Source organism: Chishuiella sp., from assembly GCF_032109125.1.
GTDB lineage: Bacteria > Bacteroidota > Bacteroidia > Flavobacteriales > Weeksellaceae > Empedobacter.
The window spans coordinates 1-24,595 of record NZ_DAMCLZ010000018.1; the positions used below are offsets into that span (position 1 = coordinate 1).

General features: G+C 27.0%; 25 protein-coding genes, 1 tRNA gene and 1 riboswitch. Of the genes, 9 read left to right on the forward strand and 17 right to left on the reverse strand.

Annotated elements, in window-relative coordinates; genetic code table 11:
• Positions 1–197: 197 nt before the first annotated feature.
• Both RT575_RS14265 and RT575_RS14270 read right to left on the reverse strand, forming a co-directional pair.
• Complete coding sequence (locus tag RT575_RS14265) at positions 198–956, reverse strand: DUF4241 domain-containing protein (protein WP_313581750.1); 759 nt, start codon at positions 954–956, stop codon at positions 198–200.
• A gap of 79 nt (positions 957–1,035) precedes the next feature.
• A complete protein-coding gene (locus RT575_RS14270) occupies positions 1,036–1,401 on the reverse strand; it encodes a methylglyoxal synthase (protein ID WP_313386971.1) in 366 nt (121 codons plus the stop codon).
• A 101-nt stretch (positions 1,402–1,502) separates the two neighbouring features.
• Between RT575_RS14270 and RT575_RS14275 the strand changes: the two genes are divergently transcribed.
• On the forward strand, positions 1,503–2,552 hold the full coding sequence (locus tag RT575_RS14275) for a 2Fe-2S iron-sulfur cluster-binding protein (RefSeq protein WP_313581752.1): 1,050 nt from the start codon (positions 1,503–1,505) through the stop codon (positions 2,550–2,552).
• Positions 2,553–2,622: 70 nt separating this feature from the next.
• Here the strand turns inward: RT575_RS14275 and RT575_RS14280 are convergent, their stop codons facing one another.
• Positions 2,623–3,291 carry a head GIN domain-containing protein gene (locus RT575_RS14280; RefSeq protein WP_313386969.1) on the reverse strand — a complete coding sequence of 223 codons (669 nt, stop codon included), beginning with the start codon at positions 3,289–3,291 and terminating at the stop codon, positions 2,623–2,625.
• A gap of 88 nt (positions 3,292–3,379) precedes the next feature.
• The gene (gene pepT, locus RT575_RS14285; RefSeq protein ID WP_313581754.1) at positions 3,380–4,621 is read right to left on the reverse strand and encodes a peptidase T; all 1,242 of its coding nucleotides are present in this window, start codon (positions 4,619–4,621) and stop codon (positions 3,380–3,382) included.
• Between the two features lie 64 nt (positions 4,622–4,685).
• Between pepT and RT575_RS14290 the strand changes: the two genes are divergently transcribed.
• Together RT575_RS14290 and RT575_RS14295 are read left to right on the forward strand one after the other, a co-directional pair.
• Positions 4,686–5,546, forward strand: coding sequence for a hydroxymethylglutaryl-CoA lyase (locus RT575_RS14290; RefSeq protein ID WP_313386967.1), 861 nt, complete (start codon positions 4,686–4,688; stop codon positions 5,544–5,546).
• A 150-nt stretch (positions 5,547–5,696) separates the two neighbouring features.
• Positions 5,697–7,046, forward strand: coding sequence for a peptidylprolyl isomerase (locus RT575_RS14295; RefSeq protein WP_313386966.1), 1,350 nt, complete (start codon positions 5,697–5,699; stop codon positions 7,044–7,046).
• Between the two features lie 476 nt (positions 7,047–7,522).
• Here the strand turns inward: RT575_RS14295 and RT575_RS14300 are convergent, their stop codons facing one another.
• From RT575_RS14300 to RT575_RS14320, 5 genes are all read right to left on the reverse strand, one after another.
• On the reverse strand, positions 7,523–8,860 hold the full coding sequence (locus RT575_RS14300) for an AbiH family protein (RefSeq protein WP_313581756.1): 1,338 nt from the start codon (positions 8,858–8,860) through the stop codon (positions 7,523–7,525).
• Positions 8,861–9,002: 142 nt separating this feature from the next.
• Positions 9,003–9,075 (reverse strand) — tRNA-Arg (locus RT575_RS14305).
• Between the two features lie 67 nt (positions 9,076–9,142).
• Positions 9,143–10,150, reverse strand: a complete 1,008-nt coding sequence (locus tag RT575_RS14310) for a hypothetical protein (protein WP_313581758.1) — start codon at positions 10,148–10,150, stop codon at positions 9,143–9,145.
• The gene (gene pnuC / locus RT575_RS14315; protein WP_313386964.1) at positions 10,143–10,730 is read right to left on the reverse strand and encodes a nicotinamide riboside transporter PnuC; all 588 of its coding nucleotides are present in this window, start codon (positions 10,728–10,730) and stop codon (positions 10,143–10,145) included. Before pnuC ends, RT575_RS14310 begins: the two co-directional genes overlap by 8 nt.
• A gap of 28 nt (positions 10,731–10,758) precedes the next feature.
• A riboswitch (TPP riboswitch) is annotated at positions 10,759–10,866 on the reverse strand.
• Positions 10,867–10,951: 85 nt separating this feature from the next.
• Complete coding sequence (locus RT575_RS14320) at positions 10,952–11,974, reverse strand: hypothetical protein (RefSeq protein ID WP_313581760.1); 1,023 nt, start codon at positions 11,972–11,974, stop codon at positions 10,952–10,954.
• Positions 11,975–12,101: 127 nt separating this feature from the next.
• Here RT575_RS14320 and RT575_RS14325 point away from each other — a divergent pair, with 127 nt between their 5' ends.
• Positions 12,102–12,911 (forward strand): WG repeat-containing protein, encoded by an 810-nt coding sequence (locus RT575_RS14325; RefSeq protein ID WP_313581762.1) that lies wholly within the window; start codon positions 12,102–12,104, stop codon positions 12,909–12,911.
• A gap of 65 nt (positions 12,912–12,976) precedes the next feature.
• Here the strand turns inward: RT575_RS14325 and RT575_RS14330 are convergent, their stop codons facing one another.
• The 5 genes from RT575_RS14330 to RT575_RS14350 all read right to left on the reverse strand — a co-directional run bounded on the left by RT575_RS14330 (position 12,977) and on the right by RT575_RS14350 (position 17,931).
• A complete protein-coding gene (locus RT575_RS14330; protein ID WP_313386961.1) occupies positions 12,977–13,669 on the reverse strand; it encodes a zinc metallopeptidase in 693 nt (230 codons plus the stop codon).
• Positions 13,670–13,844: 175 nt separating this feature from the next.
• Complete coding sequence (locus tag RT575_RS14335; protein ID WP_313386960.1) at positions 13,845–14,699, reverse strand: sugar phosphate isomerase/epimerase family protein; 855 nt, start codon at positions 14,697–14,699, stop codon at positions 13,845–13,847.
• Positions 14,700–14,721: 22 nt separating this feature from the next.
• A complete protein-coding gene (locus RT575_RS14340; protein WP_313581764.1) occupies positions 14,722–15,936 on the reverse strand; it encodes a sugar MFS transporter in 1,215 nt (404 codons plus the stop codon).
• Entirely contained in the window at positions 15,920–16,882 is a 963-nt protein-coding gene (locus tag RT575_RS14345) for a carbohydrate kinase (RefSeq protein ID WP_313581766.1), read from the reverse strand. Before RT575_RS14345 ends, RT575_RS14340 begins: the two co-directional genes overlap by 17 nt.
• Before the next feature lie 44 nt (positions 16,883–16,926).
• On the reverse strand, positions 16,927–17,931 hold the full coding sequence (locus RT575_RS14350; protein ID WP_313386957.1) for a LacI family DNA-binding transcriptional regulator: 1,005 nt from the start codon (positions 17,929–17,931) through the stop codon (positions 16,927–16,929).
• A gap of 445 nt (positions 17,932–18,376) precedes the next feature.
• Here RT575_RS14350 and RT575_RS14355 point away from each other — a divergent pair, with 445 nt between their 5' ends.
• Positions 18,377–18,841, forward strand: coding sequence for a DNA starvation/stationary phase protection protein (locus RT575_RS14355; protein ID WP_313581768.1), 465 nt, complete (start codon positions 18,377–18,379; stop codon positions 18,839–18,841).
• 108 nt (positions 18,842–18,949) lie between these two features.
• Here RT575_RS14355 and RT575_RS14360 read toward each other — a convergent pair whose 3' ends face one another.
• Positions 18,950–19,276, reverse strand: a complete 327-nt coding sequence (locus RT575_RS14360; RefSeq protein ID WP_313386955.1) for a YegP family protein — start codon at positions 19,274–19,276, stop codon at positions 18,950–18,952.
• A gap of 180 nt (positions 19,277–19,456) precedes the next feature.
• Here RT575_RS14360 and RT575_RS14365 point away from each other — a divergent pair, with 180 nt between their 5' ends.
• The 3 genes from RT575_RS14365 to RT575_RS14375 are packed head-to-tail and all read left to right on the forward strand — an operon-like array spanning position 19,457 to position 21,974.
• Positions 19,457–20,005, forward strand: a complete 549-nt coding sequence (locus RT575_RS14365) for an L-threonylcarbamoyladenylate synthase (protein ID WP_313581825.1) — start codon at positions 19,457–19,459, stop codon at positions 20,003–20,005.
• A 31-nt stretch (positions 20,006–20,036) separates the two neighbouring features.
• Positions 20,037–21,458, forward strand: a complete 1,422-nt coding sequence (locus tag RT575_RS14370; protein WP_313387043.1) for an HD domain-containing protein — start codon at positions 20,037–20,039, stop codon at positions 21,456–21,458.
• A gap of 3 nt (positions 21,459–21,461) precedes the next feature.
• Positions 21,462–21,974, forward strand: a complete 513-nt coding sequence (locus tag RT575_RS14375; RefSeq protein WP_313387042.1) for an IS1096 element passenger TnpR family protein — start codon at positions 21,462–21,464, stop codon at positions 21,972–21,974.
• Between the two features lie 125 nt (positions 21,975–22,099).
• Here the strand turns inward: RT575_RS14375 and trxB are convergent, their stop codons facing one another.
• Both trxB and holA read right to left on the reverse strand, forming a co-directional pair.
• Positions 22,100–23,047 carry a thioredoxin-disulfide reductase gene (gene trxB / locus RT575_RS14380; protein WP_313387041.1) on the reverse strand — a complete coding sequence of 316 codons (948 nt, stop codon included), beginning with the start codon at positions 23,045–23,047 and terminating at the stop codon, positions 22,100–22,102.
• Positions 23,048–23,120: 73 nt separating this feature from the next.
• Complete coding sequence (gene holA / locus RT575_RS14385) at positions 23,121–24,131, reverse strand: DNA polymerase III subunit delta (protein ID WP_313581771.1); 1,011 nt, start codon at positions 24,129–24,131, stop codon at positions 23,121–23,123.
• Between the two features lie 3 nt (positions 24,132–24,134).
• Here holA and RT575_RS14390 point away from each other — a divergent pair, with 3 nt between their 5' ends.
• Positions 24,135–24,584, forward strand: coding sequence for a type I restriction enzyme HsdR N-terminal domain-containing protein (locus RT575_RS14390; protein ID WP_313387039.1), 450 nt, complete (start codon positions 24,135–24,137; stop codon positions 24,582–24,584).
• Positions 24,585–24,595: the final 11 nt, after the last annotated feature.

Sequence of the window (24,595 nt, forward strand, 5' to 3'; positions counted from 1 at the left end):
TTTTCTATTATAATCTTTGTTAATTATTTATTATTGAATTGAAGTAGAAATTCATACAATCAAAAAAGGATCTTACGTAATCCCTAAATCATATTAAATTATAAAAAAGAAATAGATAATAAACTTTATAATTCTTGTGGTAATAAAAAAATCCTTCAAATAAATTTGAAGGATTTTTTTATATTAATTAAAATGATTTATAACCATTCGTCGTCATCGTCGCTATCTTCTAATTCAGCATCAATAAATTGAATGTAAAATGAAACAACTTCTCCTTTTTCATTATATCCAAAGTAGGCTGGGTAAACACCTTCACCGAAACCAGCTTGAAAAATAGGTGTTTTAAATTCAGTTCCAGGAATTGTCCAATTTAACCAATCACCTTCTTCAGATTGATATTTAGGATTGTTTTTAGCATTTGCTACAAATAAATCATTAAAATAATCATCATAAAGATTTACATCATTTCCTTTACTTTCGAATTCATCAATGAATTTAACGAAAGACTCTTTTGCTTCAGAATCAACAATAGTAGTTAAACCACTTTCTATTGCAAAACCAAAATATTCACCTTCTTGTAATTCTTCAATTAACTCAATTCCTTTCATAGCTTCTTCATAACGAACAGGTTTTTCGTTAGTGAAAGCAATTTTTACACAACCAATTAAGTTTTCAACATCGCCATCATCTTCAAATTTAACAATGCTTGCAGAAACAGGAAAATTACCTTTCGGTGTTTCTATAAAATAAGGATCTTTATCCATTGCAAGATATTCTCCTAATGGATCATTCACAAAAATTTTACCTGAAGGAAGGGAAATTTCTCCTAAATTAATTTGATCTATTTCAACTTCACCAATTTCTTTATCTGTAAAATATTTTTCTAAATCATTTGGAGCTAAAGTTAATTCTCTTTTAGCTTCCCAATTTTTTAACCATTCTGCTGTTGGATGCATAGTTTATATTTTTATACTTCACAAAAGTACATTAAAATTTGCTCTTAATAAATAAGGCATAATTTATTGTTTTGTTAATTTACCTTAAATGATCTAAAAGCATTTCTGCAGTTGCAGGATTTGTAGCTAAAGGAACATTATGTACATCACATAATCTTAATAGCATATTAACATCTGGTTCATGCGGATGTTTCCCCATAGGATCACGAAAAAATAAGACCATATTTGTTTTTCCTTCTACAACACGAGCAGCTATTTGTGCATCTCCACCAAGAGGACCTGATAAAAATTTTGTAACTTCTAATCCAGTTTGTTCTGCAAATTTTCCTGTTGTTCCTGTTGCTACAAATTTGATATCATTTTTATGTAAAATATCTTTATGTTTCATTAAAAAATTAACCATTTCAGCTTTTTTTCCATCATGTGCAATCAATGCTATTTCCATATATTTTTTCTATTGATTCTAAAATCTTATTTTTGTACTAATTTAGTAAACTATCACAATATACTTGATAGCTTTTAAAAATTACTTATAGTAAAAATAAAATGAAATTTAATTTATTAACAGTTAATGAGGTTAAAAAATTAACGAACGATTCTGTTCAGATTAGTTTTGATATTCCTGAGGATTTACAAAATGAATATAATTTTTTACCAGGTCAATATATAACACTTAATGTTGATGGAAATCGTAGAGATTATTCATTATGTGTATCTCCTAAAGACAAAAAATGGAGTATAGGAGTTAAAGCCCAACCAAATGGAAAAGTATCTACTTATTTATTTAATGATGTTAAAGTAGGAGATCAATTAGAAGTTGCAACTCCAGACGGACGTTTTACTATTCCATCTAAACCAAACGAAAAACGTACTTTATTAGCGTTTACAGCAGGAAGTGGAATTACGCCTATTATGAGTATGTTAGAATATACTTTGCAAACAGAAGAATGGGTTAATTTTCATGTTTTTTATGTCAATAAAGATGAAAATTCTATTATGTTTAAGGATCGTTTAACAGAGTTAAAACAAAACTATCCTAATAATGTCTTTATTCATTATTTTTATACTAAACAAGATCAAGAAAATTTTATTTATAATGGGAGAATAGATGAAAAGAAATTTGATTTGATATTGAATCAATTGGTTGATATTAATGAAGTTGATGAAGCTATGATTTGTGGACCAGAAGAAATGATTCTTACATTGGCTAAGAAAATAAATGATGCTGGTATTATAGAAAAACATATTCATTTTGAACTTTTTAATCCTTCGATTAAGTCACAAGAAATTTTCACAAAACATAAAGAGGGACCACAAACAGTAGAAGTTACTGTTACTTTGGATGATGAAACGTCAGTGGTTACTTGGAATAAAGAAAAAAATTTAATAGATTCTTTAATAGATGCGGGAATTGATGCGCCTTATTCTTGTAAAGGTGGAGTATGTTCTTCTTGTATGTGTAAAGTGACAGAAGGTGAAGTAAATATTGGAGATAATTTTGTGTTAACTGATTCTGATTATGAAGAAGGAATGACATTAGCTTGTATTTCTAGACCTAAAACCGCTACTTTATCAATTGATTTTGATGATGTTTAATAAAATTTAATTACGATAAGGTTTAAAAAAAAATGTTTCAACGAATTCGTTGAAACATTTTTTTTATTTATTATTTAAAATTGATTCTTCCTCCAACAACTTTTTTCTGATTACGTTGGGCAGGTTTACCATAAATATCAATTACTCCTCCAGCTCTCGTTTTAGCATCTACAGATTCAGTTGATGTAGCTTCTATATATCCACCAGCATTTGTTGTTAATGTAGAGTTTTCTGCTTTTAAAGTTTTAGAATAATATTTACCACCAGAGTTAGCAACTACTGTTTGGAAATCTGCAGTTCCTGTCAAAATAACTTCTCCACCAGAGTTTATTCGAACTTCTAGATTTTTAGTACTTACAGGAAGTTTTACAGATGACCCCTCATTAGATGTTATATTAAGTTTTGTTGATTTTACTACATCATCAGAATGAATACTAGAACCTTGGCTTGCTTGTATATCATGTAAAGATTTGTAATGAACAATAACGTTTGTAGCATCTCCTTGCATAATTTTTGTTCCTGTCAATTTTATTCTTAATTCACCACTTGTATTTTCTAGTTTTACATCTTCTGAATTCAGTCCTTCTAATTCAACATAATTTTTATCAGAAACAACTAATTCTACAGGTATTTTATCATATACTTTTAATGTACTAAAATCTCCGATGTTTACTTTTTCTTGAGCAAATAAAAAAGATGAACCAAATAAAGCTACGCTAGCTAATACTATATTTTTCATAAAAAATTTCTATTTTGATTTGTGAATTTAATACAAATTCCAAACCAAAATAGAAATTATACATTGATTTTGCCAAAAAAGCAAAAAATTATTTGTTATTTTCTGCTGTAAGTTCTGCTATACGTACAATAACTTGTGTAGCTTTTTCCATAGATTCTACAGGCACATATTCGTAAGGTCCATGAAAATTATGTCCCCCTGCAAAAATATTTGGACAAGGTAATCCCATAAAAGAAAGACGAGCACCATCAGTACCACCACGAATAGGTTTAATATTTGGAGTAATACCAGTATCTTTAAGTGCTTGTTCAGCAATCTCTACTGATTGAAATTTTTCTTTTACTTTTTCAATCATATTGAAGTATTGATCTGAAACTTCAGCTTTTATTACTTCATGATCATAACGTTCTTGTATATCTTCAGCAATTTGTAAAAATAAAGACTTTCTTGCTTCATATTGCTCCATATCATGATCGCGAATAATATATACTAATTTTGCTTCAGATACATTTCCACTCATTTTAGCTAAATGAAAAAATCCTTCACGTTTGTCAGTTAATTCAGGAACTTCATCGTTTGGTAATTGAGAAGCAAATTCTAATGCAATATTAGATGCGTTAATCATTTTATCTTTTGCATATCCAGGATGAACAGATTTTCCTTTTATTGTAACAATACCAGAAGCTGCATTAAAATTTTCGTATTCTAATTCTCCAATTTCAGAACCATCCATCGTATAAGCCCATTCAGCTCCAAATTTCTCTACATTGAAAAAATCTGCACCACGACCGACTTCTTCATCAGGAGTAAAACCAATAGCAATACGTCCGTGTTTAATTTCTGGATGAGCAATTAAATATTCAGCAGCGGTTACTATTTCTGCAACACCAGCTTTATCATCAGCTCCTAATAATGTAGTACCGTCAGTTGTAATTATAGTTTGACCTTTATATTGTGTTAATTCAGGAAATTCTGAAGGAGACAAAATCATAGACTCATTTAATTTTATATCTCCACCATCATAATTTTCCCAAATTTGTGGTTTTACATTTTCACCAGAATAATCAGGAGAAGTATCCATGTGAGAAACAAAACCAATTGTAGGAACATCATAATCTACTGTAGAAGGAACATATCCGAAAACATACCCATTATCATCAATAGAAACATTTTCTAAACCAATTTGTTTTAATTCTTCTACTAAGTAATTAGCTAAATCCCATTGACGGTCTGTACTTGGAAATTTATCTAAAAAAGGCTCACTTTCAGTATAAGTTTTTACATATTTTAAAAAGCGATTAACCAGCTTTTCTCTCCATTCTGTTTGCATTGCGTTTTAATTTTTGTCAAAATTACTAAATTATCTACCTTTAAAGCGCAAATAAAGCAAAAAAATGAGTGAACGTACTTTTAAAATTATAGAATGTCCAAGAGAAGCAATTCAAAGTCATAAAGAATTTATTGCTACGGATAAAAAGATTGATTATATCAATCGTCTTTTAACAGTTGGTTTTGATACAGTTGATTGTGGGAGTTTTGTTTCTGCTAAAAGTGTTCCTCAGATGGTAGATACGGAAGAAGTATTGAATAATTTAGATAAATCATCTTCAAAAATTTCAATTGTTACTGCTAGTAGGAGTGGAGCAATTAAAGGATTAGAACATGAAAAAGTTGATATTGTAGGTTTTCCTTTTTCTATATCTGCAAATTTTCAGAAATACAATACTAATAAATCTCAAGAAGATGCTTTTGAATTAATAAAGTACATAAGAAATGTTGCTGAAATTAATAATAAAGATGTTCTTATTTATTTATCGATGGCATTTGGAAATCCATATGGAGAGATTTGGAATGAAGATATAGTAAAAGATTGGATTAGTAAATTATCTGATTTAGGGATTAAATTTATCAATATATCTGATACAATAGGTTTAGCAAAAGAAAATAATATTATTAATTTGTACAAAGAATTAATTCCAAACTATAATAATATTGAATTTGGAGCTCATTTTCATACAGTTTATAATGATTGGCATGAAAAAATAAAGGCAGCCTATGACAGTGGTTTTAGAAAATTTGATGGAACAATAAAAGGTTTAGGAGGTTGCCCATTTACAAATTACGAAAAAGTAGGTAATACACCAACAGAAAAATTAATTAGTTTTGCAAATCAGCAAAAGGAAAAGCATGGGCTAAATTTATTTGATTTTGAATCGTCATGGAATGTTTCATTAAGAACTTTTGGATTGATTTGATTTTATCATAAAAAAGTAATTGTTTTGTTAAAGGAAATTAAAAAATTTTAGACTTTAACAAAAAAAACTAAATTTGCTCATCAGTTATTAAAAACTGAACTAAGAATATTTAAAATGAAATTAAGGTATATGAAGTATAAATCGAGCATAATGTTGTTATTAGCAACATTGTTTACCGTAAACACTTTTGCACAAACAGCAAAACAAACACCACAACGTCTTGTTAAAGTGGATGGAATTGCTGCAGTTGTAGGAAATCAGATTGTTTTAGAATCTGATGTAGATAGAGATTTCTTAATGTCTAAGCAACAAGGTATGCAAGTTGATAATAAATGTGATTTCTTGAATGATATCATGTTAGATAAAATGCTGGTTGATAAAGCAAAACAAGATACTTTAATTAAAGTAACACAAGATGAGGTAAACCGTCAATTAAATTTACAAGTTGATGGATGGGTTGCACAAGCAGGTGGAGAAAAACAAGTATTAGACTTTTTTGGTTTTCGTACGATGGCCGAAATGAAAAACGAAACAAAATATATTGTAGAAGATAATATTTATGCTCGCCAAAAAAGAGAAATGGTTGTAAAAGGTGCAGATGCAACACCAGAAGAAGTTCGTTTATTTTTCGAAAAACATAAAACTGAATTACCTGATGTAAAAGATGAAGTGTCTATAAGTCATATTGTTCTTTTTCCTCAAGTTTCAGAAGATAATCAACAAAAAATAATTGATCAGTTAAAAGAAATTAAAAAAGAAGTCGAGGAGGGTGCTTCTTTTGCTACTAAAGCTATTTTATATTCAGAAGATCCAGGTTCTGCAAGTAATGGAGGAGAATATAAAAAAGTGATAAGAGGAAAGATGGTAAAAGAGTTTGATGCAGTTGCTTTTAACTTGCAAGAAGGTGAAATCTCAGAACCCTTTAAAACAGATTTTGGATATCATATTATAAAATTAGATAAACGTCGTGGACAAGAATTAGATTTACGTCATATACTTATTACTACGAAACCAACAGAAGAAGAAATTAAGGAAACAACAAATAAATTAGATTCTATCCGATTATTAATTAATGATGGCAAAATGACTTTTAAAGAAGCTGCATTAAAGTTTTCTGATGATAAATATACAAAGTATAATTCAGGAAATTTAATGAACCAAAGTTCAGGGGATGATCGTTTTGAAAAAATTTCTTTACCATTACCAATGTTTACAGCAATTACAAATTTACATGAAGGTGATGTTTCTCAGGTTTTTGAAGATGATTTTGATAATAAAAAAGCATTGAGAATTTTAGAATTAGATAGATTTTATCCTGAACATAAAATTAATTATGAGGATGATTATTATAGAATTCAAAAATTTGCAGTTCAAGATAAAGAAAGAACATTATTATTAGATTGGGTTAAACGTCAAGTAGGTGATGCTTACATAAAAATAGGTAAAGAATATCAAACATGTAATTTCCCTATTGATTGGGAGAAAAAACAAGTTAAATAGTAAGATTCTTTATAAAAACATAAAAGCAGTAATTTCTAAGAAATTACTGCTTTTATGTTTTTATACTAAAGGTTATTAGTTATGTTTATAATTTACTTGATTGTTGTTAGTTAGCTTAATAGTTCGTATTATTTTTAATACAATAAATAAGCTGATTAATATAAATAATGGTAATAGGTTTTTCATAACAACTATTTTATAAGTTAATAATTCTAAGATACAAAATAATTGAGGAGTAAAGAAAGTCACTTATCTATTTTTAATGAGTATAAAATATTATATATTAATAGTTTATATTCAATTTGTAACCACGATGAGTTATCTATCGAACATTTTGAAAGCATATTAACTTGGATACAAAACGTATCAAAATCAGCTTAAATGCTTTTTAATTTTTAAGTGTTTAAATATTATTGATAAATTAAAACTTAAAGCCTCACAATTAAAATGTGAGGCTTTTGTTTAGAAATTATATTTTAATCTAAAGTTAAATTTTTACATAATTCTTTATTAACAACTCTATTTCTTAATTTACGTTTATCAGTAAAATTTCTGTAAATATTCATTATTGTATCTTGATAATTATCATCATCTGTCCTAATAAAAGGTACAATACTTATACAATTATCATGTTCAAATACAGTGTTTAGTAATGTTCTATCAGATGTTCCACATGAATGACCTAATATGAATAATTGGAAATGTTTTGATTCAAGGAATTCAATTAATTTTCTGTAACTATTATTTTTTAAATAATTAATTGATTTTATATGTTTTAAAAAATGATTATTATTTTTATCTTCTAAAATTTTATAGTTTTCATCTAATTCATCTCCAAAACCAAAAATAATAGGACTACTTTGGTTGTCAGTTAAGTCGCCATGAATATTTATATGAAAATTAATCTCATTTTCATCAGTAAAGTAAGTTGGTGTATTAGTATAATTGAAATTCAAAAATAAATAATTATCAATTGTAAATTCATCATCTAATATATTTAAATTTTTATCTTCATTTATAAAATATTCAATAAAATCACCATCAGTAGGAAATCCTTTAAAACCAATTCTTTTATAAAAATCATTGATTGTAGTTTGATTACATTTATTTAAATCACAGTTTATTTCAATTAGTTTTTCTTTTATTTTAATTGGACAGAAATAACTTGGTCTCAAATCATTTGAATATATATTTTCTTTGATATAATCAATGTATTCTTTAGATTTTGAATTTATAATTGATTCAATATTTATTGTTTTAAGATATTCTTCTAATTTATTAGTAAACATTGAAAAATCTTTATTCAATTTCTCTATTTTGTTATCAGAAGTTTTAATTAATTCATCATAAAATATTTGTTCAATATTACCCCAATTACTGTTAGTATTGTAATTTTTAATTAATAGACTTAAAATTATATTCTTAATAACTATTTTGCTATTAATCGAATTTAATTCACTTTGATTGTGTAATGTAATTTGTTTTAAATCATTGAAATTATCCTTATCAGGTGAATAAGAATGGTATCTAACACCATTATTAATTTTATCAAAAAATAATTCTTTATTAAAATGAGAAAAGTCAATTGTATTAATTCTTATAAAATTATCATCATAATCAATATATTTAGCTTTTTCTTTTATCTTTGATAGAACATGCTCTTCAAAACCTGTGATATTGATTTTCTTATTTTCAATTTCTATATTTACAGATTTAATAATGTCATCTATCAACCATTTCATAAAGTCCCCATACAAGGTAGGCAAACCAATACCTTTATCAAATCCATTCCCGATAAGTATAACTCTATTCATATTTTCATTTAAGGTTACTTGTTATATTTCAAAGATACTTATATTATTAAACTTAACCGAATACCTTTTTCTGTTTTTAAAGTGTTATAAATGAATTAATTGTGTTTTTGTTTTGTTAAAAAAAAGATAGTTTTTATAAAAATAACCACGATGAGATTCGAACTCATACTGTCAGAACCGGAATCTGATATTCTATCCAATTAAATTACGCGGCTAATAAAAAGAGAGTAAATGTAATTGATTTTAATTTTAGATTTAATATATAGTTGTTAAAATAGTTAGTTATATTGTTTTTCTAAAATTTTTATGTTGCGTTGCTGTAAAGTAATCACGGAAAATTTGATTAATTTCGTCATTGATTTTTGAAGCTTTAATTCCTAAATGTGGATAGATATCAATAATATATTTAGTTATAGTTTCTACTGTTATTTCTCCGAATGTATGAATTTCATTTTCTAATTCTTTAGATATCTTTCTATTATTTAAAAGTTTATTTTCAATTATTGATGCATATTTATCAATTTGAAAAGTACTATTTTCTATAAGTTTTTTTAATTTTATTTGTACTTGATAATTAATTATTTCTAAACTTTTTTCTAGGAAATGATTAGCCATTCCAATATAATTAACTAATAAAGTTAAATCAGCAAAAATGGAAAAAGGAACTTTCTCAATTAAATCTTTAGAATAAAAATTATTATAAATAAAACTGTAATCTTTATTTATTTTTTGATTATTAACTTCGAAACTATGAGAAGCAGTTGCTACCATTCCCATTGATTTCCATGTAGAAATAGGGGTAACTTGTGATTTGTCTAAAATAAATGACAAAAATACATTGTTACCATCTTCATCTATAATTTCTTTTCCTTGTTTTGTGATTTTTGCATTTAAAGTATAATGTGTAAGATAAGGAGCTCCTGTAGCGTAATGCCATAAACCATTTATGGTATAATAATCACCATTTACTTCTGCTGTACCACCTAACATACCGCTTCCACCAAAACAAGTTTTTTTATTATAGAATAATTCTTTTGCAATACTTGGTTTTAAGTTTCTTGAAAAATAATTTGCACCACTGCATAAAGTCACAAACCATCCAAGACTTCCGTCTATTTGTGCAATTTTTAGTAATTTTTTTAAACCTTCATTAAAATTTAATCCTAAACCTCCATATTCTTTAGGAACCCAAATTTGTAACCATTTTTCATTGTTAATTAATTCTAATATTGATTCATTGAAAAACTGATTATTTAGTAATTCTTTGCGAAGTAAATTAATATTATGCATGTGTATTTTTTATAATTTTCTTCCAATTCATATAACCAGAAATTGCAATACAGAATAAAATAAAAGAAAGTATTGCATATAAATAAAGGTTTTTATGTATCATTAATGGGATAGAAATGATGTTACTTATATTTAGTAATATCCAATTTTCTAATTTTCTTTTAGCCATTAGCCACATTCCAGCCCATGCAAATGCACTTACAATAGAATCCCAGATAGGCACATCAGAATCTGTATAATGTGTTAATGCTAAGTAAAAAATAACAAAACTAAATAATACAATTATAATAACAGTTAACCATTCTTTTTTATCGGTTTTTGTTATTTGAATTTCATGTTTTTTCTTACCATATTTCCAATATAGCCAGCCATAAATACTCATTACTAAATAATAAATATTTAGAGTGAATTCTGCATATAATTTAGAATTGAACATAACAAATAAAGTGAGTAATATACCAGCAATACCAAATAAATAATTTTTTGAATTGTTATATCTAGCTAAAATTACTTGAAAAATTGAAAAAATAACGCCTAACCATTCTTGCCAAGACGTTTGTGTTAAAATATCCATCATCATTATTATTTTATTTGATGAGGAGACAGAAGTTATTACTAACATCAATCCCTCCGCCAGCATTATCTGGATCAGGTGTAGAACATATAGATGTTCTTGGGTATATTCTCAGCCAAAATTAGCACCCCAATTATTTCCCAAAGATGAAAAGTTTTTTGGAATTAAACAATAAAAAAAGGATTGAATTTTTTGAATTCAATCCTTTATATAAAAATTATAATTTATTATTTCCAAATATATTTATCACCAAGTGTAATTGTTGATTTAACAGCATATTCTCCATTATCTTTTTTCTCTACGATAACTAAAGTAGGATAATATTCTCCAGATGGTAATATTTTAGTTAATCTTGTTTTAAATATTGGTGATTCAATTTCTGAATAACCAGTTATTTTAGGCAGATTTAAATTAACCAATTCGTAACCATTTATTGTTTTAAAGTCATTAATAACATCTTTAGAAAAATATACTAATAATTTTAAATCATTAGTAGGTTTAAAATCTGTATTAATAATTCGATTATCATCACCTTTTATAGTTACTAATAAGTTTTCGAAATCAACAGATAATTCCCAAATACCTTTAAAAATTAAACTTTTATTAGTATTTATTAAATCCATAGAACTTTCAACAGTTGTATAATCATCAAAAAGTTTTGGATCAGAATAATTAGTACCTACAACTGTATTATTAGAAGGTGTAGTTACGGTACTTGCATCTCCGTTTATAGCAACAATATTATTTTCAGCTCTATTGATTAATATTTTGTTATTTTCTAAACTTATTTTATCATCTAAAATTTTATAATTCAAAATTTTGTTACTTTCCTTATCTTTTAATACGATAAGTGGTGAATAATTATCATTTTTTAGATTTTTAACATCTGAATTATTAAAAGATATAAATATATTATTAAAACTAGTTCCTTTTCCTTCTAATTTACCTAGAATAACATCTTTACCTATTTCATTATCTAAATTATTTAAATTTAAATTAGAGTTCGTTGGTATAAAGTATAAATTTAAAAATAATGTATTACTTGTTTTTTTTGATTTGTTTGTAATTTTATTTCCTGTTATAATAAAATTACTATCAGAAGTACTTGAAATTTTCCAATCACCATCAAAGGTGTATGTATTATTTGTTGGTATTGAGACTTTATTAATACTAATACTATCTCGTTGTGCAAATGTATAACTACTTGTTAGTACGCTTACAGTTAGAATTAATTTTGTAAAAATGTTCATAGGTTTTAATTTATTGTCACCTACAAAAATAAGAATATTTCTATAATAAAACATTTAATAGGTTTCATTTTTAATGATTTATAAAAAAAATAATTATTTTTGCCCTTTAATTGCTTAAGAAATAATAATGATTTTACAGCCAAAAGATACAGATCAGTTTGATAGTTTTATTCATAAAGATTCAACAAAATTTGATGAGATTACTGTATTTGATAGAAATAATTTAGCGCCTGTTTCAATAAATAATAAATTTGGATTGATTGATTTACAGGGAAATGTAATACTTCCCTTAGAATATGATAATCTTGTTTTGACGACTGTAAATGCTTACAGTGTAAAAAAGAATGATAAGTGGGGATTTGTAACCAAAAATAGTCAAGTATTAATTCCATTTGATTATGAATTGACTAGTGATTTTATTGAAAATATATGTGCAGTTAAAAGAAATGGAAAATGGGGATTTATTGATTTACTTAATCAAGAAGTTATTCCATTTGATTATGATGGTTGTACAGATTTTAAAGCTGGTTTTGCTGGAGTAGAAAAGAATGGAAAGTGGGGATTGATAAATAAAAAAAATGAATTAATTATTGATTTTAAATATGAATATTTAACTCCAGTAGATAGTAATTTTGTGACTTTTGGTGTAGCTACTTCTAAAAAAGTAGATAGAATAGATATATTAGCATATTTTCCTTATTTTTTATCAAAAGATAACTATTTAATACATTTCGGATTATTGTCCTTTGATGATAAAGTTATTTTAGATGCTGTTTCTGAATTACCTATTTTAGAAAGCTTTGAGAATAGTCCTGTTGTAAGACAAAATTATAGATTAGGTTATATGAAAAATGGGCAAGAATTTATAAAATTTGACCAATTTACTATAGACCCTTATGAAGAAAAAATTTTAAAACAAATAGGAGTGATGAACTAATTGAAATAAAAAAAAACAACTTTAGATTTCTAAAGTTGTTTTTTATTATTATAATATTTTTTATTTTACTCACTTCGTCTATTTCCCATTGCTAACATTACAAAGTATAATAATTGAGCAAGAGATCCTATTGCAGCTACAACATATGTTCTAGCAGCCCATTTTAAAGAATCTTTAGCACCATCATATTCATTAGGTAAAAGCATATTTTTATTTTTTAACCATGCTAAAGCTCTATTTGATGCATCATATTCAACAGGTAATGTTACAAATGCAAAAATAGTTGTTAGAGCAAAAAGAAAAATTCCAATCCATAATAGAGTTGAGTTATTTGAAGAAGCCATAACAACCAAACCTAACATTAAAATCCATTGGTTCATTCTTGAAGCAAAGCTTACAACAGGAACCATTTTTGATCTAAATTCTAACATATTATATCCCACAGCATGCTGTACAGCATGTCCGCATTCATGAGCTGCAACAGCTGCAGCAGCGGCATTACGTTCGTGATATACAACTTCAGATAAATTAACTGTTTTATTTTCAGGATTATAATGGTCAGTTAATTGTCCTGGTGTAGAAATAACTTTAACATCAGTAATACCGTTATCATAAAGCATTCTTTCTGCTATTTCTCTTCCAGACATTCCGTTAGCTAAATGTACTTTAGAATAATATTTGAATTTACTTTGTAATTGGTTTCCTACAAACCAACTAATTAACATGAAAAGACCAATAATAATGTAATAACCTGTCATTTATAATATTTTTATTTTAATATCTTCCTATGTTTTTTCAAAAAGTATTCCAATACTTTATATCAGCCAAAAATTGCAAATTTTATAAAAATTATGTCATATATAGACAAAAAAAACTGACCTAAATTTTATCATTTAGGTCAGCTAGTAATTAGTAAATAGGTAGTAAGAAAAATTATTTAGAAAAACTATAAGTTTTATCTTTCATGAATTGTAAACTTTTAACAGCAAGATCCTCTGCGTTATATGGTGAATTTTGCCATAATGAAACGGCACTTGACATTCCTTTTACTTGTGAAGTGAAGTTTTCTAAAACAAGATTTCCTTTAAAATTAATTTTGCTTAGAGCATTAAATAATTCATCCCAATTTATAGTTCCTTCACCTAGCATACCTCTATGAGATTCTGTCATGTGAATATGTTTTAATTTATCACCAGCAAGTAAAATTGGATCACGGAAGTTATTTTCTTCAATATTCATATGAAAGGTATCTAAATGTAAAAATAAATTATCACAATTAGTTTCATTGATTAGATCCAATACATTTTTTGCTGTATTACAAACATATGATTCATATCGATTTATAGGTTCTATAGCTATAGAAATTCCATATTGAGAAGCGAGACTTGAAGCTTCTTGCCAAACTTCTATAATTGTGCTTTTTTCTTGTTCTGTAATCGTATTCCCAGAAAAATAACCTAATCCACTATGTAATACACCTCCTAAAAAATCAGTTTCTAAAGTTGCTGTATGTATTATAGCTTTTTTTATCAATGCTAAACTTTCTTTAGGATATTTAGGTATATGTGCATTAGCTGGTAAATTAAATGAACAAACGACATCTAAATTATGTTTTTTAAGTTCTTTTTTTACTTCTGTTGCTTCAAATTCTTGATAGGGAGGAAGTAAAATTTCTAATAAATCAAATTGATGTTTAGCAGTTTGCTCTATAGCATATTTTCCTGAGTTTAATTCCCAATTAGGTAAAACCCATGACAATAATGAACATCCAAATTTTATATCATTCATAGTTTAATCGTTTAATCAATTATTAATTTGATTTAGGTTTATATAATTTTAAAGCGAAAAGTAAAATTACAATATAGCATATTATTGGTAAATAATAAGAATGAGCAACATTTGTTTCAGCTATTTTTCCCATAAATTGAGGGAAAATAGCACCTCCAAATAAAGCCATTACCAAGAAAGATGATGCTTGATGTACTTTGTTTCCTAGATTTTTTAATCCCAAACTAAAAATTGTTGGATACATCACACTTAAAAAGAAATTTAAAGATATAAGAGATATAAATGAAATCATTCCTAAATCTTGTGCTACTACTAAGCAAAGAATAACATTGCATAAAGTAAAAATTGCTAAAAGAATATTAGGTTTAATGAATTTCATTAAATAAGTTCCAACAAATCTGCCTATCATCATTAATCCTAAACTTAAAGAGAAATAGTAAGATGCTGTTGTTTCAGTGTAATGCATTCTTTCTACAGCATAGTTTATAAAATAAGCCCATGTACCTGCTTGCGCTCCAATATTAAAAAATTGGGCAATTACAGCGTAAACAAAATGTTTTTGTTTGTATAATGGAATATTGTGATTTTTATCTTTAGAATTTTCTTCTTCTGCATGTGGGTCGTTTAAATTAGGTACTTTAATCAAAGAAAAAACAATGAAGTAAAATAAAATAAAAACAGCTATACATGTATAAAGGATTTTAACAGATTCTAAACCATCTCCAGTTTCATTAAAAATAAAAAAACCTCCCAATAAAGGACCTAATATAGCTCCCAATCCATTGAATCCTTGAGCGAAGTTTACTCGTTGGTCACTTGTTTTCTCATTACCAAGAGCTGCCACAAAAGGATGAGCCACTGTTTCTAAAGTAGCTAAACCTGCAGCTAATACAAATAATGCTATTCTAAATAAATTAAAAGATAAATAGTTAGATGCAGGAACAAACATAATTGCTCCGATAGCATAGAGAGCTAATCCTAATTGTACACCTTTTTTATAACCATATTTTTTTAAGAATAAACCAGCAGGAATTCCCATTACTGCATAAGCACCAAACATAGAAAATTGAACTAAACCAGATTCTGCTTTTGAGATATTCAAAACATCTTGGAAATGTTTATTTAAAACATCACCCATAGTAAGAGCAACAGCCCAAAGTAAAAATAAACTACATACTAAGAAAAATAATATAGTATATTTTTTTTCTGTAAGACTTACTTTATTTTGAGTACTCATTATGTAATTTCTTCATGTTAGTAATTACACTAGAATAGTCTGTTGGATGTTTTTTCTTGAATGATTCAAACTCCTCTAAAGTATATTCAGGACATGCCCCTTTACTAGAAGTAATGAATGCACCTAATGCTGTAGCATGTTCCATCGTTTCGAAAGGATTTTTTTCATTAATCCTTTTTGTTAAGAAACCAGCTAAAAAAGAATCTCCACTTCCTACAGTATCATTTATAGTAATAGGTACGGCAGGAAATTGATAATGTTCATCATCTTTATAATAAATAGCTCCTTTACTTCCTTTAGAAACGATGATTTCATTTAATTCAAAATAATCTTGAACATATTTTATACTCTCAGCTTCAGTAGTGTATTCTTTGTCAATAAATTCTAATACCATTCTTAATTCAGCTTTATTAAATTTTGCTAAATGCGTATGATGAAGTATATCTTTAATAATTTTTTGATCAATAAATGGAGGGCGAAGATTAATATCAAATACATTAAATTTAGCATTTTCCATTAAAGAAAATAAAGTATCCTTTGCAACTTTATTTCTTGTTGCTAAACTACCAAAAACAAATGCTTTAGCTTCTTTTACAAAATGTAAATCATTTTCTGTAAGAGCTATATGATCCCAAGCTACATCATTTACAATATCATAAATAGCATCATTGTGTTCGTCAAATGTTGCAATTACTGTACCTGTAGCATTTACATCATCTATTTGTAAACCAGCAGGGTTCATTTTACGATCTTTAGTAACTTCTAATAATTCTTTTCCTAATGCATCATTTCCTATTCTACTAATCATATGAGAATCAACCCCCATTTTTGATAAGTTATATGCTACATTAAATGGAGCTCCTCCAATTCTTTTTCCGTCAGGAAAAATATCCCATAATATCTCTCCAAAACAAACAATTTCCGGTGTGTTAGTTATTTCTCTCATTTCATTAAATATGGTTAAACGTTTAATCTTTTTGTTAAATAAAATTAATTTGTACTTTCTCTTAAAATAAGTTCAGCACAAAGTTTTTTACTTTCTGTTATTGTATTTTGTTTATTTATAATTTTTAAAATCATTTCTAATGCATTCTTAGCAATATCATCCAAAGGCTGTTTAATGTATGATATTTCAACAGGAAATAATTCATAAGCATCAGATTCATCAAATGCAATTACTTGTACATCTTTAGGTATATTAATATTATTTTTTAATAAATATCTTAACCCAGAAAATGCAAGTTTATTACTTGTAAAATAAATTGCATCAGGTCTTATATGTTGTGTAAAATGTTTTTCTAAACCAGAATAAACATCTTTTTGAATTTGATCGATTCTAACTTTTATAGCTTCAGTTTTAGATATATTATTTTCTTTTAACGCTTCATAAAAACCAAAATCTCTATCAAGTAAATTCATTAAAGTCGTTTCATAAGAAACTAATAAAGGTGATTTAGCACCTTTTTTAATTAGCGTTTTTGTTGCTTGGTAAGATATTTCTTTATTATTAATTTTTATACCACTTGAATTTATATTACTCAAATGTCTATCTAATATTATATATGGAAATTTCTCTTGATCTAATTTTAAAAAACTATTTTCACTTTTTTCAACAGGAGCTAGGATAAGGCCATCAACTTGCTGGTCGATAAAAAAATTAATTAATTTATCAAATTTTTCATTATTTTCTCCTGAACTACCAACAATAATAGTATAACCAATTTTTAAAGCTTCCTCTTCTAATATTTTTGCTATTTGTCCAAAAAAAGGGTTCGCAATATCAGCAACAATAAAACCTAAAATTTTAGTTTTACTTGTTTTAAGACTTTTAGCAATTTTATTGGGTCTATAATTTAATTTTTTAGCTGCTTCTTTTATACGATTAGCCGTATTTTCGCTTATACGATTGTTCGGCATCTTATTTAATACATAAGATACAGAAGCAATAGATACATTTGCTAAATTAGCTACATCTTTTATAGAAACTTTCTTCAAAATTATTATCGTCTAGTTCACAAAAATAAATATATTTTTTAATTGTACAATAGACACTTTTATTTTAATGATATATTTAATAAAATCAATAATTATTTGTATCTTTTATTTAAAATACTGTGTAACCTATACACTATGATTGTTTGCTTTAATATTTGCAATAAGGTAAACAGTTAAAGAATTGATAAAAAAACATAGTTTTTATAATTTAATTTAATTAATATTTAACTTTTGAAAATTGAATAGATTGAAATATCTACACTATTTTTGTCAAACAAAAGAATAATAATAATGGTTTATCTATTTAGACATAATTATTTTTTTAGAGTTGTTCTATAGTTTTTAATTATAATATAATAGTTTTTTCATTTTAAAAATCTATTACTAATCGTTCTTTTCATTTTAAATTTGTTGTATTAAAATTAATCAATTAAAAATTAAACAAATGAAATTATTAACGCCAGAAAAAAAACAAAAAATAGCTGATATATTAATAAAATTATTAGCTGATGAACATGTTTTATATTTAAAAACTAGAAATGCACATTGGAATATTGAAGGTCCTGATTTTCAGACAATCCATGTTTATTTCGAATCATTATATAACGAATTACAGATTGTAATAGATGATGTTGCAGAAAAAATACGTCAAAAAGATGTATATGCTCCTGCTACGATGACTGAGTATTTGCAGTTAACTCATTTATCTGAAGCTAGAAAAACAAATAAAAAAGATAGTTTAAGTTTTATAGCTAATTTATTACATGATCATGAAGTAATTATTAATTTTTTATCTGAAGCAATTGTTGAGATCGAAGAATTTAATGATATTGCGACTTCTGATTTTTTAGTTGGTCTATTAGAACAACATCAAAAAACTGCTTGGATGCTTAGATCGCATCTAAAATAAATTTTGAACATTATTTTACTTCATAAGTTTTTAGTGTTAATTCATATTAGTGTTAATTAGGTTGAAAGCCTTGGATTTATCCAAGGCTTCAGCTTTTTATATACTTTCCTAATCTAAAATTTCTTTTATTTCAGCATTTAATGCATTTGTTTTTACAGAATTTATACCATTTTTAGCACCAGATTCTGTTTCATAACTTTGACTTGTTCCAATTATTTGTCCATTCGTTGCTTTTAAATTGAAATGCCATTTTTTAGAAGAACCTTCAATTAATTCAAATTTAGAATCATCTTGAGAGTTTTTACGTACAGATTCTATTCCGTTTTCACAGCTAGCTTTTTGTTTATACCCTTCGCTAGCTAAAATATTTTGACCATTTTTTGCTTTAAGGCGAAAACGAAATTCACCAGCTTTGTCTTTATAAATTTCAAACATAATTAATAGTTTTTAATTTCTTATCTTATTGGTTTATAGTATAAAAATAATGAAAATGAATAACTTATTTAGAAATTTAACTAAAAAAACTTTTAAAAAATAGAATAATTATATTAAAATGTTTTTCAGTCTTAATTATTACACAATATATTTGTACGATAAAAAAATATAATGTCTAATATTAACGAGATAGTAGAAAAGCTGAAACAAGGAGAAACAATGCTATATCCAACAGATACAATATTGGGTTTAGGTTGTGATGCAAAAAATGCAGATGCGATTGAAAAAATTTATAAAATCAAAGATCGTCCATCTTCAAAATCCTTAATTATTTTAGTTGATTCTCCTAAAATGTTACAGGATATTGTAGAAGTTCCTGAATTAGCTTGGGATTTAATTGATTTAAATGAAAAACCTTTAACAATTATATATGATAATCCAAAAGGGTTACCTGCATCATTAATTGCTGAGGATAATACTATAGCTATTCGTTTGACAGATGATTTATTTTGTAAAAAAATAATAGGAAAATTAAATGGACCTATAGTTTCTACTTCTGCAAATTTATCTGGACAACCATCGCCAAAAGTATTCTCAGAGGTGAGTAAAGAAATTTTAGAAAGAGTAGATTTTGTTGTTCAAGAAACAAAAACATTTGTGCCTCAGTCGACTGCATCTACGATTATAAAATTAAGTTTAGATAACGAAGTAAAAGTTATTAGAGAGTAGTTTTTTTCATCAAATCGTTTACTTTTGCAAAATGAAAATCTTAGAAGCTGTAACAAATCCAATTTTTAAAAGTGTTTCTGAAGTTGCTGAAAAAATCAATCAGGAAACTTATGTAGTAGGAGGATTTGTACGTGATTATTTATTAAATCGAGGTCAAAAAAAAGACATCGATTTCGTTACGGTAGGTAATGGAATTTTATTAGCAAAAGAACTATCAAATAAATTAGGAAATACATCTCAAGTTTCTGTATTTAAGCGTTTCGGGACAGCAATGTTTAAATATGATCAAACAGATTTAGAATTTGTAGGAGCAAGAAAAGAAAGTTATTCAGAAGATAGTAGAAAACCACACGTTGAAGATGGAACATTAGAAGATGATCAAAAACGTCGTGATTTTACAATTAATACTTTGGCTATTTCTATGAATAAAGCTACGTTTGGAGAATTAATTGATCCATTTAATGGTGTTGAAGATTTAGAGAATAAAATTATAAAAACTCCTTTAGAGCCTAATATAACTTATTCTGATGATCCTTTACGAATGATGAGAGCTATTCGTTTTGCTGCTCAATTAAATTTTGAAATTGAGAAAGATTCATTTCAAGCAATTATTGATAATGCTGAAAGAATTAGTATTGTTTCTTTTGAGAGAGTAATGGACGAGTTTCAGAAAATTATGATGACTGATAAACCTTCAGTTGGTCTATTATTATTAGAACAATCAGGTTTGTTACAATATATTTTACCAGAACTTATTGCCTTAAAGGGAATTGAAGAAGTAGAAGGACAGAAGCATAAAGATAATTTTTATCATACATTAGAAGTTGTAGATAATATCTCTATTAATACAGATAATGTTTGGTTGCGTTGGGCTGCATTGTTACATGATATAGGAAAAGCTGTAACAAAGCGTTTTGATAAAAAAGTAGGTTGGACTTTTCATTCACATGAATTTGTAGGATCTAAAATGGTTGTAAAACTTTTTAGAAGACTTAAATTACCAATGGGAAATCAAATGAAGTATGTAAAAAAATTGGTTATGATGAGTTCTCGACCAATTGCAGTTGTAACAGACGATGCAACTGATTCTGCTCTTCGCCGTTTATTATTTGATGCAGGAGAAGATTTTGAAGATTTAATAATACTTTGTAAAGCAGATATAACTACAAAAAATGAAAAGAAACAAAGACGTTTCAAGCAGAACTTTGAAGTTGTAGAGCAAAAAATAAAAGATGTTGAAGAACGAGATAGAGTTCGTAATTTTCAACCACCAATTTCTGGAGAACAAATCATGGAAATTTTTGGAATTTCACCAGGAAAAGAAATTGGAATTATTAAAAACGCTATTAAAGAAGCGATTTTAGAAGGAGAAGTAGAAAATAATTATAATTCTGCTCTAGAATTTGTAATTAATTTAGGAAAAGAATTAAATTTGGAACCGAAAAATATTTAGAAAGTGATATATAAAATTCGTGTATTCCTTGATGCAAAAGAGGATGTTTTTAGAGACATAGAAATAAAAGAAAAGCAAACTTTATTCACATTATATAAAGGTATTATAAGTGCTTTTAGTTTACAAGGTGAAGAGTTAGCTTCATTTTATGAGTTAGATGAAGAAGGTAATCAAGGTAAAGAGATTCCTTTAGAAGACATGTCAGATGATGAAACTGATGAAACAATGGCTGATTTTTACATCAAAGAAGCTTTTTCAGAAGTAGGAACTCGTTTGATGTTTGTTTATGACTTTTTCGAGATGTGGACTTTTGTAGCTGAATTAATAGCTGTAGAAGAAAAACCTGCAGTTCTTAATTATCCCTTAACAGTTTATCGTTTTGGATCAATGCCTTTAAAAGCACCTAAAAAAGACTTAGTAGTTGATTTGGATGAAGATGATGATATGGATTTTGCAGAAGATGCAGAATTAAATGATCTACAAATTGATGAAGATTTAGATGTTGACGATTTATAGAAATTAAATCTTATTATATATCAAAAATCTGGATGCGAGAGCATCCAGATTTTTTTATTTTTATCATGAAAATTCTAAAAATAACTGATATTATAATATCAGCTATTTTTTTGAATATGCAAAGATTATACTTCTTCAAAAAACTCAGCAACATAACGTTCAGCATCTAAAGCAGCAGCACATCCAGAACCAGCAGCAGTAATTGCTTGTCTATAAACTGAATCTTGTACATCTCCAGCAGCAAAAACACCAGGTATATTTGTTTTATATGAACGATCTTGAGTGATTAAATAACCTGTTTCATCCATATCCAATTTACCCTTGAATAAATCTGTATTTGGTTTGTGTCCAATAGCAATAAAAACACCGTCAACAACTAATTCTCTTTCTTCATTAGTAACGTTATTAATTATTTTAGCTTTTTCTACAACATTATTACCATCTAAACCAGTTAATTCATGGTTGTATAAAACTTCTAAATTAGGAGTATGTTCTACACGATGTTGCATTGCTTTAGAAGCTCGCATTTCATCTTTACGAACTAATAAATATACTTTGTTACATAACTTAGCTAAATAAGTTGCTTCTTCCGCAGCAGTATCTCCACCACCAACAACAGCAACATCTTTACCACGATAGAAAAAACCATCACAAGTTGCACAAGCAGAAACTCCGCTACCAGCATATTTTTTCTCGTCATCTAAACCTAAATATTTAGCTGTTGCTCCAGTAGAAATAACAAGAGAACGAGATTGGTATTCTGTAGTATTAGTTTTTACTTGGTGCAAGTCTCCTTCTTTTTCTCCAAAAATAACTTCTGTTACGTATTCGTATTTTATTTCTGTTCCAAAACGTTCAGCTTGTTTTTGTAAATCAGCCATTAATTCTGGTCCAGAAATACTTTCAGGATAACCAGGGAAATTCTCTACATCTGTAGTAGTAGTTAACTGACCTCCAGGTTCCATTCCTGTTAAAATCAATGGATTCATGTTTGCACGTGCAGCATAAATTCCAGCTGTATAACCAGCAGGCCCAGATCCGATGATGATGATATCTCTTACGTTATTTTCCATGTTATATTTTTTCTTTATTTTACAAATTTAGTTATTCTAACGTTACTTTATATGTACTTATTATTTCTAAAAACTATAGGTGCATAATTTTATACACTAATTCTATTAGTAATTGGCTTGGTGTAACGTTTCCAGTTGTTCCTACACCTTTCCCTTTCATATCATAATCACGTATAAAAGAGATAATTCGTGTTGCTTTTTTAAGAGGGTAATTATTTGCAGCAGTTGTCATTCCTTGAACGAAATATGGATTTATTCCTAAAACTTTCGCTAAGTTTTGTTTGGACTTATCTGTAGTTACATGTACTTGAATGATATTAGTAAATAAATTAAATATCGTTGTTATTGAAACTACATAGGGATTATCCTTAGGATTTTTTTCGAAGTATTTAATAATCTTAAAAGCTTTTTCTATATTTTTAGTTTCAATCGCATTTCTTAATTCGAAAACGTTATAATCTTTACTTATTCCAATATTATCTTCAATTAATTTAGGAGTGATTACTTTATCATCTTTTGCAATAGTAAACAGTTTTTCTAATTCGTTATTTAATCGAGATAAATCAGCACCTACATATTCTGTTAAAAGGAATTTAGCTTTTGGTTCTATTTTAAAACCATTTTCAGATACTTTTTGTTCTATCCATGATGAAATTTCACTCTCATAAATTCGCTTAAACTCAAAATAGAAGCCTTTTTCATTTAGTAGTTTATATACTTTTTTTCTTTTGTCTAATGTATTTCCTTTGTAATTAATGACCAATATAGTCGAATCTTGTACTTGGTTTGCGTACATTTCTAATTGATCGATAGATCGGCTAAGATGTTGTGCTTCCTTCACAACAACTACAGATTTATCAGACCCCATAGGATATTGACGAGCAATACTAATTAGCTGACCAATCTCAATATCTTGTCCATAAACAATAGTTTGATTAAATCCTTTTTCTTCTTCAGTTAGAATAGAATTTTCTAATAAATTTGTTATTTGGTCTATGTAAAAAGGTTCATCTCCCGCTAAGAAGTAAATAGGTTTATAGTTTTTGTTTTTTATATCTTTGATTAAAGATTCTACAGGACTCATACAATGACTGAATTAGTACAATTAAATTTTTCCGAAAAATACCAAATAAGATTGAAACAATCCCAAGATAAATTATATATCTTTTGTTTTATTCGAAAAAAATGGTTAGTCTACACACCGGAAGAGTGGGTAAGGCAACACGTTATCAGGTATTTAATAGATGATTTAGGTTATTCAATTTCAGCTATTGCATTAGAAGTTCCTGTGCCAATTACTGGAATGAGAAAACGTGCAGATATTGTTGTTTATCAAAATGCGAAACCTTATATTATGGTAGAATGTAAAGCACCTAAAGTAGTAATAAATCAAACGACTTTCGATCAAATAGCTAGATATAATATTGTGTTGGGAAGTCAGTTTTTGATGGTAACCAATGGGATAAATCATTTTTATTGTATGATGGACTTCGAACAGAAACGATATAATTTTTTAAAACAGCTTCCTAAAAAATAAAAAAACACCTA

What these genes read in the sequence shown, in the direction of transcription:
- RT575_RS14320 (WP_313581760.1), bottom strand. Translation starts at nt 11,974, where the DNA reads ATGAACATTTTTACAAAATTAATTCTAACTGTAAGCGTACTAACAAGT.
- RT575_RS14390 (WP_313387039.1), top strand. Translation starts at nt 24,135, where the DNA reads ATGACTGAATTAGTACAATTAAATTTTTCCGAAAAATACCAAATAAGA.
- RT575_RS14370 (WP_313387043.1), top strand. Translation starts at nt 20,037, where the DNA reads ATGAAAATCTTAGAAGCTGTAACAAATCCAATTTTTAAAAGTGTTTCT.
- RT575_RS14330 (WP_313386961.1), bottom strand. Translation starts at nt 13,669, where the DNA reads ATGACAGGTTATTACATTATTATTGGTCTTTTCATGTTAATTAGTTGG.
- RT575_RS14355 (WP_313581768.1), top strand. Translation starts at nt 18,377, where the DNA reads ATGAAATTATTAACGCCAGAAAAAAAACAAAAAATAGCTGATATATTA.
- RT575_RS14280 (WP_313386969.1), bottom strand. Translation starts at nt 3,291, where the DNA reads ATGAAAAATATAGTATTAGCTAGCGTAGCTTTATTTGGTTCATCTTTT.
- trxB (WP_313387041.1), bottom strand. Translation starts at nt 23,047, where the DNA reads ATGGAAAATAACGTAAGAGATATCATCATCATCGGATCTGGGCCTGCT.
- RT575_RS14290 (WP_313386967.1), top strand. Translation starts at nt 4,686, where the DNA reads ATGAGTGAACGTACTTTTAAAATTATAGAATGTCCAAGAGAAGCAATT.
- holA (WP_313581771.1), bottom strand. Translation starts at nt 24,131, where the DNA reads ATGAGTCCTGTAGAATCTTTAATCAAAGATATAAAAAACAAAAACTAT.
- RT575_RS14345 (WP_313581766.1), bottom strand. Translation starts at nt 16,882, where the DNA reads ATGAGAGAAATAACTAACACACCGGAAATTGTTTGTTTTGGAGAGATA.
- pepT (WP_313581754.1), bottom strand. Translation starts at nt 4,621, where the DNA reads ATGCAAACAGAATGGAGAGAAAAGCTGGTTAATCGCTTTTTAAAATAT.
- RT575_RS14300 (WP_313581756.1), bottom strand. Translation starts at nt 8,860, where the DNA reads ATGAATAGAGTTATACTTATCGGGAATGGATTTGATAAAGGTATTGGT.
- RT575_RS14360 (WP_313386955.1), bottom strand. Translation starts at nt 19,276, where the DNA reads ATGTTTGAAATTTATAAAGACAAAGCTGGTGAATTTCGTTTTCGCCTT.
- pnuC (WP_313386964.1), bottom strand. Translation starts at nt 10,730, where the DNA reads ATGATGATGGATATTTTAACACAAACGTCTTGGCAAGAATGGTTAGGC.
- RT575_RS14265 (WP_313581750.1), bottom strand. Translation starts at nt 956, where the DNA reads ATGCATCCAACAGCAGAATGGTTAAAAAATTGGGAAGCTAAAAGAGAA.
- RT575_RS14335 (WP_313386960.1), bottom strand. Translation starts at nt 14,699, where the DNA reads ATGAATGATATAAAATTTGGATGTTCATTATTGTCATGGGTTTTACCT.
- RT575_RS14270 (WP_313386971.1), bottom strand. Translation starts at nt 1,401, where the DNA reads ATGGAAATAGCATTGATTGCACATGATGGAAAAAAAGCTGAAATGGTT.
- RT575_RS14295 (WP_313386966.1), top strand. Translation starts at nt 5,697, where the DNA reads ATGTTGTTATTAGCAACATTGTTTACCGTAAACACTTTTGCACAAACA.
- RT575_RS14275 (WP_313581752.1), top strand. Translation starts at nt 1,503, where the DNA reads ATGAAATTTAATTTATTAACAGTTAATGAGGTTAAAAAATTAACGAAC.
- RT575_RS14310 (WP_313581758.1), bottom strand. Translation starts at nt 10,150, where the DNA reads ATGCATAATATTAATTTACTTCGCAAAGAATTACTAAATAATCAGTTT.
- RT575_RS14340 (WP_313581764.1), bottom strand. Translation starts at nt 15,936, where the DNA reads ATGAGTACTCAAAATAAAGTAAGTCTTACAGAAAAAAAATATACTATA.
- RT575_RS14325 (WP_313581762.1), top strand. Translation starts at nt 12,102, where the DNA reads ATGATTTTACAGCCAAAAGATACAGATCAGTTTGATAGTTTTATTCAT.